This window comes from Nonomuraea sp. B10E15 (assembly GCF_039871615.1).
GTDB lineage: Bacteria > Actinomycetota > Actinomycetes > Streptosporangiales > Streptosporangiaceae > Nonomuraea.
This window is the reverse complement of record NZ_JBDPMB010000001.1, coordinates 1,971,158-1,984,364: the sequence shown is the minus strand read 5'-3', so window position 1 is coordinate 1,984,364 and position 13,207 is coordinate 1,971,158. Positions and strand designations below refer to the sequence as shown.

Annotated in this window: 13 protein-coding genes; 9 read left to right on the top strand and 4 right to left on the bottom strand. The window is 71.5% G+C overall.

Annotation, left to right across the window (positions count from 1 at the left end):
• Positions 1-45 precede the first annotated feature (45 nt).
• Positions 46-717, top strand: coding sequence for a permease prefix domain 1-containing protein (locus tag ABGB14_RS09050; protein WP_347643073.1), 672 nt, complete (start codon positions 46-48; stop codon positions 715-717).
• A 13-nt stretch (positions 718-730) separates the two neighbouring features.
• Here ABGB14_RS09050 and ABGB14_RS09045 read toward each other — a convergent pair whose 3' ends face one another.
• Positions 731-1,066: a helix-turn-helix transcriptional regulator gene (locus tag ABGB14_RS09045; protein WP_347643072.1), complete on the bottom strand. Its 336-nt coding sequence runs from the start codon at positions 1,064-1,066 to the stop codon at positions 731-733.
• 100 nt (positions 1,067-1,166) lie between these two features.
• Here ABGB14_RS09045 and ABGB14_RS09040 point away from each other — a divergent pair, with 100 nt between their 5' ends.
• From ABGB14_RS09040 to ABGB14_RS09005, 8 genes are all read left to right on the top strand, one after another.
• A complete protein-coding gene (locus ABGB14_RS09040) occupies positions 1,167-2,336 on the top strand; it encodes a cytochrome ubiquinol oxidase subunit I (protein ID WP_347643071.1) in 1,170 nt (389 codons plus the stop codon).
• A gap of 14 nt (positions 2,337-2,350) precedes the next feature.
• A complete protein-coding gene (locus ABGB14_RS09035; protein ID WP_347643070.1) occupies positions 2,351-3,115 on the top strand; it encodes a cytochrome d ubiquinol oxidase subunit II in 765 nt (254 codons plus the stop codon).
• A 6-nt stretch (positions 3,116-3,121) separates the two neighbouring features.
• A complete protein-coding gene (cydD, locus tag ABGB14_RS09030; protein WP_347643069.1) occupies positions 3,122-5,008 on the top strand; it encodes a thiol reductant ABC exporter subunit CydD in 1,887 nt (628 codons plus the stop codon).
• Positions 5,005-6,789 (top strand): thiol reductant ABC exporter subunit CydC, encoded by a 1,785-nt coding sequence (gene cydC / locus ABGB14_RS09025; protein ID WP_347643068.1) that lies wholly within the window; start codon positions 5,005-5,007, stop codon positions 6,787-6,789. Before cydD ends, cydC begins: the two co-directional genes overlap by 4 nt.
• Before the next feature lie 95 nt (positions 6,790-6,884).
• The gene (locus tag ABGB14_RS09020) at positions 6,885-7,508 is read left to right on the top strand and encodes a hypothetical protein (RefSeq protein ID WP_347643067.1); all 624 of its coding nucleotides are present in this window, start codon (positions 6,885-6,887) and stop codon (positions 7,506-7,508) included.
• Positions 7,505-7,828, top strand: a complete 324-nt coding sequence (locus tag ABGB14_RS09015; protein WP_347643066.1) for a transcriptional regulator — start codon at positions 7,505-7,507, stop codon at positions 7,826-7,828. The genes ABGB14_RS09020 and ABGB14_RS09015 overlap by 4 nt, the downstream gene beginning before the upstream one ends.
• The gene (locus ABGB14_RS09010) at positions 7,825-8,715 is read left to right on the top strand and encodes an ABC transporter ATP-binding protein (protein ID WP_347643065.1); all 891 of its coding nucleotides are present in this window, start codon (positions 7,825-7,827) and stop codon (positions 8,713-8,715) included. Before ABGB14_RS09015 ends, ABGB14_RS09010 begins: the two co-directional genes overlap by 4 nt.
• On the top strand, positions 8,708-9,448 hold the full coding sequence (locus ABGB14_RS09005) for an ABC transporter permease (RefSeq protein ID WP_347643064.1): 741 nt from the start codon (positions 8,708-8,710) through the stop codon (positions 9,446-9,448). Before ABGB14_RS09010 ends, ABGB14_RS09005 begins: the two co-directional genes overlap by 8 nt.
• A gap of 66 nt (positions 9,449-9,514) precedes the next feature.
• Here ABGB14_RS09005 and ABGB14_RS09000 read toward each other — a convergent pair whose 3' ends face one another.
• The 3 genes from ABGB14_RS09000 to ABGB14_RS08990 form a co-directional block, all read right to left on the bottom strand.
• Positions 9,515-10,732, bottom strand: a complete 1,218-nt coding sequence (locus tag ABGB14_RS09000) for a trypsin-like peptidase domain-containing protein (RefSeq protein ID WP_347643063.1) — start codon at positions 10,730-10,732, stop codon at positions 9,515-9,517.
• A gap of 222 nt (positions 10,733-10,954) precedes the next feature.
• On the bottom strand, positions 10,955-12,490 hold the full coding sequence (locus ABGB14_RS08995; RefSeq protein ID WP_347643062.1) for an AMP-binding protein: 1,536 nt from the start codon (positions 12,488-12,490) through the stop codon (positions 10,955-10,957).
• Positions 12,491-12,604: 114 nt separating this feature from the next.
• Complete coding sequence (locus ABGB14_RS08990; protein ID WP_347643061.1) at positions 12,605-13,189, bottom strand: hypothetical protein; 585 nt, start codon at positions 13,187-13,189, stop codon at positions 12,605-12,607.
• Positions 13,190-13,207 lie beyond the last annotated feature (18 nt).

The following is a 13,207-nucleotide window of genomic DNA, read 5'->3' as shown; positions in this document are numbered from 1 at the left end:
AATCCCGGATGGGCCCCCGGGTTCTCACTCCCTAGACTTGACCTCATGCGTATCGACGACTACGTGGCCGATCTCGACCGCGCCCTGGCCGGCCCGCACGGCCTGAAGCGTGACCTGGTCGTCGAAGCACGCGACAGCCTGACCGACACCGCCGACGCGCTGGAGTCGGAGGGCCTGGACCGGGCCGAGGCGGAGCGGGCCGCGGTGGCCGAGTTCGGGGAGGTCGCCAGGATCGCTCCCGGCTACCAGGCCGAGCTGACCGCATCCGCCGGCCGGCGGCTCGGCGTCCTGCTGTTCGCCGGCCTCCCGATCACGGTGCTCATGTGGTCTCTGCTGTGGCGCCTCTACCCGCCCAGCGACGACACCTGGACCTACCAGCCGGAGTGGTACCACACGCTCTCGCAGCTGCTCGACGGCGTCCAGCTGGCCACCGGCGCGTACGGCGGGATCGCGCTGTTCGCGCTGAGCCGGGGCGCCCGGTGGATCCAGCGGCCCCGGCTCGTGACGAGGTCGCTGGGGTGGATCGTGTGGGCGTCGCTGCCGATCTCCGGTGGCCTGGGGCTGGTGCTCTCCTACGGCACGAAAGACCCCAACAGCCTGGACGCCCTGCCCGCCATGCTCGCCAACCTGGTGACCTGGGCCGTTTGGGGGATGCAGATCTATTGTGCCGCCAGGTGCATGCGCATCACCCGCGCCTCGCGGCCGCCCGCCGCCTGACGCGCACCGCCTCTCACCCTGGCGCGACGGCGTTGGCGCGCAGGACGCCGCCGATCACCTGCGTGAACTCCCGCCAGGCCGAGCGCTCGCCCTCGAGCTGCTTCTTGCCCGCGCCGGTGAGCCGGTAGGTGCGGCGCCTGCGGCCGCCGACGGTCGCCCACTCGCTGGCGAGGTAGCCGATGCGCTCCAGCCTGCGCAGCGCGGGATAGACGGTGCCGGTCGGCACGTTGAGCGCGCCTCCGCTGCGTTCCTGCAGCGCCTCGATGATGGCGTAGCCGTGCAGCGGCTCCCGCTCCAGCACGGAGAGCAGCAGCGCGTCCATGTGTCCGCGTAGCGCGTCCGGGTTCATGGTTCCGATCCTAGACATCCGTCTCCCATATAGACAGCCTACATGTAGGCTGTCTATATGTAGGCTGTCTAGAGTAGACAGGCACAACAACGGAGTCGTGATGGATGTACTCGACCTGGCCCGCACGCAGTTCGCGATGACGGGCAGCCTGCACTTCCTGTTCGTCGTGCTCACGCTGGGACTGGCGCCACTGGTGGCGATCATGCACACGCGATGGGCGATCTCGGGCAGGCCGGTGCACGAGGGAATGACGCGCTTCTGGGGGCAGATCTACGTCGTCAACTACGCGCTGGGCATCGTGACCGGGCTGGTGATGGAGTTCCAGTTCGGGCTCGCGTGGAGCGGGCTGGCCCACTACGCGGGCGACGTGTTCGGCGCGCCGCTGGCCATGGAGACCCTCGTGGCGTTCTTCCTCGAATCCACCTTCCTGGGGCTGTGGATCTTCGGGTGGGGCCGGCTGCCCACGTGGGCGCACGTGGCGTGCATCTGGCTCGTCACGCTGACGGCGTACGCGAGCGCCTTCTTCATCATGGTGGCCAACTCCTTCCTGCAGAACCCGGCGGGCTCCGTGGTGAGCGGCGGCCGGATGGTGCTGACCGACTTCGGCGCCCTGCTCACCAACAAGGCGCTGATCTTCGCCTTCCCGCACGTGCTCGGGGCCGGGCTGTTCACCGGGGGCATGGTGCTGGTGGGCGCGAGCGCGTACCAGCTGCGGCGCCGTACCAAGGAGCTGGAGTTCTTCACCCGGTCGATGCGCATGGGCGTGTACACCGCGGCCATCGGGATCCTCGTGACGCTGGGCTTCGGCTACGCGCAGTTCGGCGGGGTCGCCGAGGGCAAGTTCGACGGCAACGTGGGCGCCGCGCTGCCGCTCGCTCTCATGATGGAGGCCGGGCATCTGCTCGCGCTGGTCGTGCTGCTCGGGATGTTGCCGATGGCCGGCGTGCTGCACAAGTGGCGCTGGACCCACCCGATCCTGATGCTGATGACGCCGCTGCCCTTCATCGTGTCGATCCTGGGCTGGGCGGCCAGGGAGGTCGGGCGTCAACCGTGGATGATCTGGGAACGGCTCACCGTGGCCGACGCCATGTCGCCCGGGCTGACCACGGGCATGGTCACGGCCTCGCTCGTCGCCTTCACCGCCGTGCTGGGGCTGCTGGCCGTCGTCGACTACGTCCTCATCGCCCGGATCGTCAGGCGGGGACCGCGCGAACCCGCCCTGGGCGCCGCCGCGGCGGACGAGCCGCGATCCCCCGCGCTGAGCTACTGAGGAGTGCGTGACCCATGGAAGTGATCTGGTTCGTCTTCTTCACGGTGCTGCTGGCCGGCTATTTCGCCCTCGAAGGCTTCGACCTGGGCGTGGGGCTGCTGCTGCCGGTCCTCGGCAGGACGCGGGAGACCCGCGACCGCATGGTGGCCGCCGTGGCCCCGTACGTGCTGGCCAACGAGGTGTGGCTGGTCGCCGTCGCCGGAACCCTGTTCGGGGTCTACCCGCTCCTGGAAGGCGAGGTGCTGTTCGGGCTGTACCCGCTGGTCGTGGCCATGCTGCTGAGCTGGGTCGTGCGCGACGCCGGGCTGTGGTTCCGGCGCAGGCTCGACGGCTCCGCGTGGCGGGGCTTCTGGGACGCGGCGATCGCGTTCGGGTCCTTGGGGCTCTCGTTCGGCTGGGGAATGGCCCTGTACGCGGCGGCCACCGGGTTCGCGTCACCGCCCATCCACCCCCTCGGGGTGCTGCTGGGCGTGGTGATGACGCTGCTGTTCGCCCTGCACGGATGGACGTTCCTCGCCTGGCGCACGCCGGGCGACTTCGGCGGCACGCGGTCGGGGCGGGCGCTGTTGGGAACGGGACTGGTCGCCGCGATCCCCGCGCTGGGGGTGCTGGCGGGCGCGATGCCGTACCTGCTGGGGCACAGCGCGCCCCCCGCCACGCTGAATGTGCTCAGTCTCATGGTGCTGCCGTTCGCACCCATCATGCTCGGCGCGCAAGTATGGGTATGGCGGACTTTCCGTCCAGGTAAGGACGCCTTCCGGTTCCCGTCGTTCTTCTGAGGGCACGTGCACAAGGATCTCCTGCGGCTCATGCGGGCCGAGCGCTCGGTCCGCCGCCATCTCGCCGTCACCATGGCCGCGGCGGTGCTGGCGGGGCTGCTCGTGCTGGTGCAGGCCGAACTGCTCGCCGGGGTGCTGTCCGGCAGGTTCACGGCCGCCGCGCTGGCCGTCCTCGCGGGAGTGGTGTGCGTACGCGCGCTCCTTGCCTGGTCGCAGGGTGTCTTCGCCGGGCGCACCGCGACCGGCGTGAAGTCGGCGCTGCGCCACCGGCTGCTCGCACGCCTGCGCGAGCTGGGACCGGGCAGGCTCGCCGCGCACCGCTCCGGCGAGCTGGTCACGCTCGCCGGGCGCGGCCTCGACGGGCTCGACGCCTACCTGACCGGCTACCTGCCCGCCGTCGCGGTCGCCGCGGTCGTGCCCGTGGCCGTGCTCGTCCGGTTGTTCGCCGCCGACCTCGCCAGCGCGGTCATCGTGCTGGTCACGCTGCCGCTGATCCCCGTCTTCGGGGCGCTGGTGGGCATGACGACCAAGGCGGTCACCGAGCGCCAGTACCTCGCGTTGTCGCGGCTCGGCGGCCACTTCCTCGACGTGGTGCGCGGGCTGCCCACCCTGCGGGCGTTCGGCCGGGCCCGCTACCAGGCGGGCGTCATCCGGCAGGTCGCCGACGCCCACCGGAGCGCCACCATGCGGACGTTGCGGGTGGCGTTCCTGTCGTCGCTGGTCCTGGAGCTGTGCGCGTCGCTGTCGCTGGCGCTTGTCGCGGTGCCCATCGGGCTGCGGCTGCTGGGCGGGTCGCTGGACCTGACGACGGCCCTGCTGGTCCTGCTGCTGGCGCCGGAGGCGTACCTGCCGCTGCGGGCGATGGGGACGCGGTTCCACGCGTCCATGGAAGGGGTGGCCGCCGCCGACGCGGCCTTCGCCGTGCTCGACCGTTCCGCCTCCGGCGACCCCGTACGCCGCCCGGCAACGTCCCCGGAGACGGGCACGCCCGGGTCCGGGGCTCCGTCGGCGGCCGACGCGCCGGAGATCCGGCTGGAGAACGTGACGGTCCGCTACCCGGGCCGGGACGGCGCCGCGCTCGACGACGTCTCCCTCACCATCGGCCCGTGCGAGCGGGTCGCCCTCGTCGGCGAGAGCGGCGGGGGCAAGAGCACGCTGCTCCACCTCATCCTCGGCTTCGTCCATCCGTCCGAGGGACGGGTGCTCATCGACGGCACGGACCTGCGCGAGCTCGACCTGGCGAGCTGGCGGGCGCGGCTGGCGTTCGTGGCGCAGCGGCCGCACCTGTTCGCCACCACCGTGGCCGGCAACATCCGGCTCGGCGCGCCGTCGGCCTCCCTCGATGAAGTGCGCAGGGCCGCCGCGGCCGCGCACGCCGGCTTCGTGGCCGACCTGCCGAGGGGGTTCGACACCGTGGTCGGCGAGCGCGGGGCCGACTTCTCGGCGGGCCAGCGGCAGCGGATCGCGCTGGCGCGGGCCTTCTGCCGTCCTGACGCCTCCGTGCTGCTGCTCGACGAGCCCACGGCCCGCCTGGACGGGCGGAGCGAGGCCGCCGTGGTGGCGGCCACCGCGGACCTGGCCCGGGACCGTACGGCCGTCATCGTGGCGCACCGCCCCGCGATGATCGACCTCGCCGACCGTGTCGTGCGCGTCCACGAGGGCCGCGTCGTCTCCGACACCACCCGCCCCGCCGCGACGGCGGACGCGGCCCGCATGCCCTCAGGAGGCGGGGCGGCGGACCTGGCCGGCGTCCCCTCAGCGGACGCGACCGGCGTCCCCTCAAGGGGCGGGATCGCGGACGCGACCGGCGTCCCCTCAGGACGCGGGGCGGACGAGGCGGCTCGGGGTGGCCGGCGGGTGGCGGATGTGCGGCGCGAGGAGGGCGGGCGATGAACCGGCGCATGGGGACGCGGCTCGCCTGGGCCGTACTGGCCGGGTCGGCGGCCGACCTGGCGGGGCTCGGGCTGATCGCCGCCGCCGCGTGGCTGATCACCAGGGCGGCCGAACAGCCGCCGCTGGCCGCGTTGAGCGTGGCGATCGTGGCGACCAGGGCGTTCGCCACCGGAAAGGGCGTCTTCCGCTACGCCGAACGGCTCACAGGTCACGACGTCGCGCTCCGCGCCCAGGCAGGCACCCGTGAGCGGCTCTACCGGGCCCTGATCCCGCCGCAGCGCCCCCGGCACGGCGGCGCCGACCTGCTCAGCCGCATGGTCGACGACACCGAGGCCGTGCAGGACCTGCTGGTCCGCTGCCTGCTGCCCGCCGCCGCGGCCGCGATGGCCGGGCTGGCCGCCGTCGTCATCGGGCTGACCATCCTGCCGGTGGCGGCGCTGGTGCTGGTGGCCGGCCTGGTGCTGGCCGGCGTGGTCCTGCCCGCGGGCACGGCCGCCGCCGCGCGCCGCTGGTCGGCCAGGATCGCCCCGGCGAGGGCGGCGCTGGCGGGGCGGGTGGCGGACCTCGTCCACGGCGCCGCCGACCTGGCCGCCTACGGCGCCGACGACGCGGCGCTGGCCAGGGCCCTGGCCGCGGACGAGTCCCTGGCCGCACTCGAACGCCGCCAGGCCCGCGTCCATGCCGCCGCCCTGGCCGGAGGCACCCTGGTGCAGGGGCTGACGGTGGCGGCCGTCGTCCTGCTCGCCCAGGGGGCGGGCGCCGGCTCCGTCGGGACGGCGGTGCTGGCGCTGACGTCCCTGGTGGCCTTCGAGCCGGTGCTGCCCCTGGCGGCCGCGGGCGAGCGCATGGCGGGCATCACGGCCGCGCTGCGGCGGCTGCGCGAGGTCCGCTCCGCCGAACCGGCGGTCGGCGAGCCCGCCGCACCCGCGCCGGTGCCCGGCGGACCCCTGACCGTCGAGATCGACGATCTGGTGGTGCGCCACGCCGCCAGGGAGGCGCCCCCGTCCGGCGTCCCGTCGTCCCCCGGCGCCGCTCCGGCAGCCGGTGAACACACCCCCCGGCCGCCCGGTTCCCGGGGCACGGCGGGCGGCGCCGGCGGCCGGCCGGCGCTGGACGGGGTGTCGTTGCGGCTCACGCCCGGCAAGCGGGTCGCGGTCGTCGGGCCGAGCGGGGCCGGGAAGAGCACGTTGCTGGCCGCCCTGATGCGCCTGGCGGAGCCGGAGTCGGGCACGATCACGGTGAACGGCACCGACCTGCGCGAATTCGCCGGTGACGACGTGCGGACGCTGATGACGGGGCTCACCCAGGACCCCTACATCTTCCGTGCAGGCCTGCGCGACAACCTGCGTCTCGCGGGCCCCGAGGCGGACGACGAGGACCTGCGGCGCGCCGTACGGGATGCCAGGCTCGAGGCGTGGGTCGAGCGCACCGGCTGGGACACGGAGCTGGGCGAGGACGGCACCACCGTGTCCGGCGGGCAGCTGCAGCGGCTGGCCCTGGCCAGGGCGTTGTTGTACGACCCTCCCGTGCTGCTGCTCGACGAGCCCGCTGAGGCGCTCGACGAGGAGACGGCCGACCGGCTCATGGCCGACCTGCTCGACGTGACCAGGGACCGCACCACGCTGCTCGTGACGCATCGGCTCAAGGGCCTGGAGGCGGTCGACGAGGTCGTCGTGCTCGACGAGGGCCGCGTCATCCAGCGAGGCCGCCATGACGAGCTCGTCTCCGTACCCGGCTACTACCGGGATCTGTGGGAGTCCGAGGTCCTGACCAGGCGTTAGGCCGGCACCGCTCCGAACGCCCGCTCCCCGGGGTGGAGTTGGCATGGCAATCTGGTTTAAGCTACAAACCAGTTTGCGACATCGAGGAGTTTGCATTGGTAGACGATGACCGGGCGCCGAGCCCCGAGGAGATGCTCCGCGTCATCGAGGAGCAGCGCACCGCCACCACGAAATGGCTCTCCGGCGACCCGCTGCTGCTCTACATGCCCTGGGGCGTGGCCTGGCTGATCGGCTTCACCGCGTTCTTCCTGCACTACGGGCTCGACGAGCGGGCGTACGCGCCGATCTCCCAGATGCAGGCGCTGGCGGTGCTGATGGCCGCGCAGATGGTGGCGGGCGCGATCGCGGCGTTCGGCATCGTGCGGATGAACAGCCTCGTCCGGGGCGAGAGCTCGGCCCGCGGCGCGATGTTCGGCTACGCGTGGATGGCGGGCATGCTGCTCATGGTCGTCATCTGTTCCAGGCTTGGCCCCCTGCTGCCGCCCGACGAGACCGGCCTGCTCTGGGCGGGCACGTCGCTGCTGGTGGTGGCGGTGCTGCACATGGCCGGCGGCGCGATCTGGCTCAACTGGCCGATGTTCTTCGTCGGGGCCTGGGTCGCCGCCGTCAACGCGCTGGGCGTGCTGCTCGGCGCGGGCTGGCACGCCCTGCTGACGGCCGTGCTGCTCGGGGGCGGATTCATCGTGGCGGGCGTCTGGCTGCGGCGGCGCGAGAGGTGAGCGGAGACAAGGCACTGCCCGATCTCGACCCGGTGATCCACGCGCAGGCCAGGCTGCGGGTGGTCGCCGCGCTCAACGTGCTCGCCGACGGCGACGAGATGGCCTTCGGCTCCATGAAGGAGCTGCTCGGCATGACCGCCGGCAACCTGTCGGTGCACCTGACGAAGCTGGAGGAGGCCGGATACGTGCGGATCACCAAGACGCACAAGGGCCGCACGCCCGTCACGTTCGTGGCGCTGACCAGACGCGGGCGGCTGGCCTTCGAGGAATACACCAAGGCGATTCGCGCCCTGCTCGACAACGCTGGAGGCGTTACATGACCGTCCTCGCCCAGGCGGCCGAGGTCACCCGCCGCTACGGAGACGTGCTCGCGCTCGACCGCGTCTCGCTCGACATCCGCGCGGGCGAGCTGGTCGGGCTGCTCGGCCCCAACGGCGCCGGCAAGTCCACCCTCATCAACCTGTTCGTGGGGCTGCGCCGCCCGTCCTCCGGCACGATCACGCTGTTCGGCGGCTCGCCGCAGGACCCGCCCGTGCGGCGCCGCATCGGCGTGACCCCGCAGGAGACGGGGCTGCCCGAGACGTCACGTGTCGGGGAGATCGTCGACTTCGTCTCGGCGCACTTCCCCGAGCCCTGCGACAAGGACGAGCTGCTGTCCCGCTTCGGCCTGAGCGACCTGGTCAAGCGGCAGGTCGGCGGCCTGTCCGGCGGCCAGAAGCGGCGCCTGGCCGTGGCGCTGGCCTTCACCGGCAACCCCGAGCTGGTCTTCCTCGACGAGCCGACGACCGGGCTCGACGTCGAGGCCAGGCGCTCCCTGTGGGACGGCATCGCCTCCTTCCACGACGAGGGCGGCACCGTGCTCGTCACCAGCCATTACATCGAGGAGATCGAGGCTCTGGCCAGGCGGGTCGTCGTGGTGGGCCACGGGCGCGTGCTGGCCGACGACACGATGGAGTCCGTACGCGACATCGTGGGGGTGCGGCGCGTCTCCTTCACCGCCGACCTGCCCTACGTGGCGCGGCTGCCGGGTGTGCTCGGCGCCGAGCGCGACGGCGACGGCCGGGTCAGCCTGGTGACCACCGACCCCGACCGGCTGGTCGTCGAGCTCGTGACGGGCGGCACGCCGTTCACCGGTCTCGAGATCAAGCCCACCACGCTCGAAGAGGCGTTCCTCGCCATCACCTCGAAGGAGGCCGCGCATGTCTAGCATGGTCGCCGCGCACACCCGCTATCTCATGACCGAGCAGATCAGGGTGCCCATCGGGCTCCTGGCCAGCGCGCTGTTCCCGGCCATCTCCATGGTGGCGTTCGTGGTGCCGATGGCGGGCGACCACGCCCAGGCGGCCACGATGGCATCAGCGTCGATGATGTTCTTCGGCGCGACGTCCGGCGCGCTGATCGGGCTGAGCATCGCCGTCGCCACGGACCGCGAGCAACCGTGGAACGCCTACCTGCGCACGCTTCCCGCGGGCCCGTTCCCGCGCTTCGCCGGGCGGATGGTGTCGACGCTGGCCGTCATGCTCGCCTCGGTGGTGCCCGTGCTGCTGGTGGCGGCGTTCCTGACGGAGGCGACGATCACGCCGCTCAGGCTGCTGGCCGGGCTGGGCGTGCTGGTCGCCTGCGGGATCCCGTTCATGCTGATGGGATTGTTCCTCGGCTACGTGCTGCCGTCGAAGGCCGTGATCGCGGTGTCGCAGCTGCTGTTCTTCCCGCTCGCGATCCTCGGCGGGCTGCTGGTGCCACCGGCCTACCTGCCCGACTTCATCGGGGTCGTCTCGCCGTACACGCCGATGAGGGGCGCGGCCGAGCTGCTGTGGGCGGTGACGGCGGGCTCCAGCCCTGACCTGGTCTCGGTGGTCATGCTGGCCGTGTGGACCGTGGCCGCGGCGGTGGCCGCCGGATGGGCCTACCGCCGCGACGAGGGCCGCCGATTCTCCTGATATGGGGGGTGTGCCGCCGAGTCCGCAGCGATCTCAACGGCACACCCGTCCATGAGGGGGTCCTTGTTATTTTTTCTCTTCGAGGGTGACGGTGACCTCGCCGGCCTTGCCGTCCCTCATATATGTGATCTTGACCTCTTGGCCGGGTTTGAAACCTCTGACCTGTCCCACCACAGTATCTCCGCCGTCAACCGCCTTGCCGGCGATCTTGGTGATGAGGTCGCCCTCCCGCAGACCGGCCTTCTCCGCCGGGCTGCCCGCCGTGACCTGCCGGACCAGGGCGCCCGGCACGTCGCCGGTGGCGTCGGTGACGCTCACGCCGAGGAAGGCGTGGGTGACCTTGCCACTGGTGATGAGCTGCTCGGACACCTGCTTGGCGGTGTTGACCGGGATGGCGAAGCCGACGCCGCCGCCGGCCGCCTCGGAGGCGATCGCGGTGTTGATGCCGACCAGCTCGCCCGCGGCGTTCACCAGCGCGCCGCCGGAGTTGCCCGGGTTGATCGAGGCGTCGGTCTGGATCGCCCCGCCGATCGTGGTGCCGCTGCTCTCCTGCTGCTGGGGCCAGCTCGGCGGGAGTTGCTGGCGCGGCTCGTCGCCGGTGGTCAGCGTACGGTCCAGCGCGCTGACGATGCCCGCCGTGACCGACCCGGCCAGGCCGAGAGGGCTGCCGATGGCGAGCACGGCGTCGCCCACCTTGAGCTTGTCGCTGTCGCCGAGCGTGGCCTTGGGCAGCCCCGAGACCCCTTCCGCGCGGATGACCGCGAGGTCGGTGGCGGGATCGGTGCCGACGGCGGTGGCCTTGGCCGTCTTTCCGTCGCTGAACTTGACGGTCATCTGCCCGCCGCCGGGCTCCACCACGTGGTTGTTGGTGAGGATGAGGCCGTCCTCCGACAGCACGACTCCCGAGCCCTCACGGGTCTGGCCCTTGATCATCACCACGGTCGGCTGCACCTTCGCCGCGACGTCGGCGACGGTCAGCTGGTCGGCGGCGGGCTTGAAGACGGGGCTCGGCGTTCCGGTGCTGGCGACCGGCTCGGGCTGGAACGAGGTGGCCACGGCGGCGCCCACGACGCCGCCGCCGACGGCCACCGCGGCCAGTGCCAGCCCGGCGATCGCCTTCCTGCCGGCGGAGAAACCCGGCTTCTTCGGCGGCGCGGGCGGCGGGGGCGGCGGCTGCTCCATCCTGATCGTGTCGCGCCGGGGAAAGCCCCCGGCGGACGGCGGGGTGGCCCCGAACTGGCTCCACCCGCCGGTGCTCTGCTCGCGAGGCTCGTTCGCGTCCATTCGTCCATCTCCCTCAAGTCCCGATGACTCAAGAGTGCCAAGTCACGCGTAAGAGCCGTTTAAGGTCGTGATCGGCCGCGTCGGGGCGCTTTGACATGTCGTTTATCACCGCTGGTCAAGGGCCGGTCGCAGGGAGCGAGATCGTGGTCAGAAATTTTTCGCGGACGGCGGCCCCGCCCTGCTCGCGGCCGCCGCCGGCGCTTTCCGACCGTGGCCGAACTTTTACGTTCGCGCCGGCCAGTACTCGTCCCGCAGCAGGCGCTTGTAGAGCTTGCCCGTCGGGTGGCGGGGCAGCTCCTCGCGGAAGTCGACCGATTTGGGACACTTGTAGTGCGCGAGGCGCTCGCGGCAGTACGCGATCAGCTCCGCCTCCAGCCCTGGGCCCGCCTCGGCCATGGACGCCGGCTCGACCACCGCCTTGACCTGCTCCCCCATCTCCTCGTCCGGCACGCCGAACACCGCCACGTCGGCGACCTTCGGATGCACCGACAGCACGTTCTCGGCCTCCTGCGGGTAGATGTTCACCCCGCCCGAGATGATCATGTACGAGCGGCGGTCGGTGAGGTACAGGAAGCCGTCGGCGTCCAGGTAGCCGATGTCCCCCAGGGTCGTCCAGCCCCTCCCCCGCGGGTCCTGCGCCGCGCGGGTCTTTCCGGGGTCGCCGTGATACTCGAAGCGGCCGCCGTTCTCGAAGTAGATCGTGCCGTGCTCGCCCGGCGGCAGGTCGTTGCCGTCCTCGTCGCAGATGTGCACGATGCCGAGCAGGGAGCGGCCGACGGTGCCCTTGCGCCGGAGCCAGTTCTCGGAGTCGACGTAGAGGAAGCCGTTGCCCTCGGTGCCCGCGTAGTACTCGTGGATGATCGGGCCCCACCAGTCGATCATCTGTTCCTTGATGGGGATGGGACAGGGGGCGGCGGCGTGGATCGCATACTTGAGCGAGGAAATATCGTATTCTGCGCGGGTTTCTGGCGGGAGCTTGAGCATCTTGATGAACATCGTCGGCACGAGCTGCGAGTGCGTCACCCCGTACTTCTCCACCAGCGCCAGGTACTGCTCGGGGTCGAAGCGCTCCATCACCACCACCGTCGCGCCGAGCCGCTGGAACGTCAGGGAGTAGCGCAGCGGCGCGGCGTGGTAGAGCGGCGCCGGCGAGAGGTAGACGCTGCCGGACGACGGCGCGAAGAGGGCCTCGATGAGCTTGAACAACATCCCGGGCTCGGTGAGCGGGCCGTGCGTGGAGGCCGTCTTGACACCCTTCGGCCGCCCCGTGGTGCCGGAGGAGTAGAGCATGTCCGCCCCGAGGCACTCGTCGGCGATCGGGGTGACCGGCTGCTTCGCGACCGCCTCCTCGTACGACGCGAAGCCGTCGGCCACGCCGTCGAGCATGAGCCGCAGCTCGACGCCCGGCGTGGCGTCGACGATCGAGGTGGCGACGCCGGCCAGGTCGGCGCTCGAGATGAAGACGCGGGCGCCGCAGTTGCCGACGATGTAGGCCAGCTCGTCGGCCTGCAGCCGCGAGCTGACGGGCGTGTAGGACAGGCCCGAGCGGTGTGCGGCCCAGGCGATGGCCAGGAAGAGCGGATGGTTGGCGAGCATGAAGGCGATGTGGTCGCCCGGCCGCAGTCCCGCCGCGCGGAACAGGTGGGCCAGCCGGTTCGACTCCTCGTCCAGCTCGCGGTAGGTGACGACCTTCCCGGAGCCCGCCATGATCACAGCGGGCTTGTCTGGGGTGGCTGCTGCGATGGCTCCCGGATACATGAACAGAACAGTATTCGGTCGCCTGCCCTCCCGCCATAACCCGATTCGCGGGCTTCCTCCGGCATGGTGAAGCCGCGGCCCCGTCGTCGAGGCCGCGGCTCCTACGCCGCCGTGTCAGGCGCCCGCGTGGAAGACGTCCTGCCAGCCGCTGTGGTGGCCGGCCGGGTGGTGACGGCCGCCCCTGCTCACGTCCACGTAGATGTGGTCGACGTCCGTGGCGTGGAAGGAGAAGCGCCTCGGGTGCCTGTCGCAGTTGCGGAACCGCTCGACATACGAGGAACCGTCCTCACGCACAACCTTGAACGTTTCCCACGCGCACTTGTTCTGGCCCCACCATTTGTGGTTGGAGAGGGTGCTGCGCACGGTGTAGGAGTGGTCGTACCGCCACTGCCACACGTGCTTCTTGATTTTCTTCACGACCCACTTGCAGTGCTTGTGGCCCTTACGGTCCTCCCAGCACACCCGCTTCTTCACCGGCACCCACTTCACGTACCAGTGCTTGACGCGCTTCTTGTCGACCGCCACGTGGCCGGATGCCTCGGCCTTGTGGTCGGTGGAGTCATAAGGTCCCCAGCTCACGTAGTAGGAGCGGGTTTCGGATGCCGTGCCGCCTGCCGTCGCGTTCGCGGCGGCAGGAGCGATGAGCGCCACCAGAAGGGCGGCGACGACGCCGAGCATGATTCGCGAGACGAATCGCACTTGGGCCTCCTCGGGAGA

What these genes read in the sequence shown, in the direction of transcription:
- ABGB14_RS09040 (WP_347643071.1), top strand. Translation starts at nt 1,167, where the DNA reads ATGGATGTACTCGACCTGGCCCGCACGCAGTTCGCGATGACGGGCAGC.
- ABGB14_RS09035 (WP_347643070.1), top strand. Translation starts at nt 2,351, where the DNA reads ATGGAAGTGATCTGGTTCGTCTTCTTCACGGTGCTGCTGGCCGGCTAT.
- cydC (WP_347643068.1), top strand. Translation starts at nt 5,005, where the DNA reads ATGAACCGGCGCATGGGGACGCGGCTCGCCTGGGCCGTACTGGCCGGG.
- ABGB14_RS09000 (WP_347643063.1), bottom strand. Translation starts at nt 10,732, where the DNA reads ATGGACGCGAACGAGCCTCGCGAGCAGAGCACCGGCGGGTGGAGCCAG.
- ABGB14_RS09050 (WP_347643073.1), top strand. Translation starts at nt 46, where the DNA reads ATGCGTATCGACGACTACGTGGCCGATCTCGACCGCGCCCTGGCCGGC.
- ABGB14_RS08995 (WP_347643062.1), bottom strand. Translation starts at nt 12,490, where the DNA reads ATGTATCCGGGAGCCATCGCAGCAGCCACCCCAGACAAGCCCGCTGTG.
- ABGB14_RS09010 (WP_347643065.1), top strand. Translation starts at nt 7,825, where the DNA reads ATGACCGTCCTCGCCCAGGCGGCCGAGGTCACCCGCCGCTACGGAGAC.
- ABGB14_RS09045 (WP_347643072.1), bottom strand. Translation starts at nt 1,066, where the DNA reads ATGAACCCGGACGCGCTACGCGGACACATGGACGCGCTGCTGCTCTCC.
- ABGB14_RS09005 (WP_347643064.1), top strand. Translation starts at nt 8,708, where the DNA reads ATGTCTAGCATGGTCGCCGCGCACACCCGCTATCTCATGACCGAGCAG.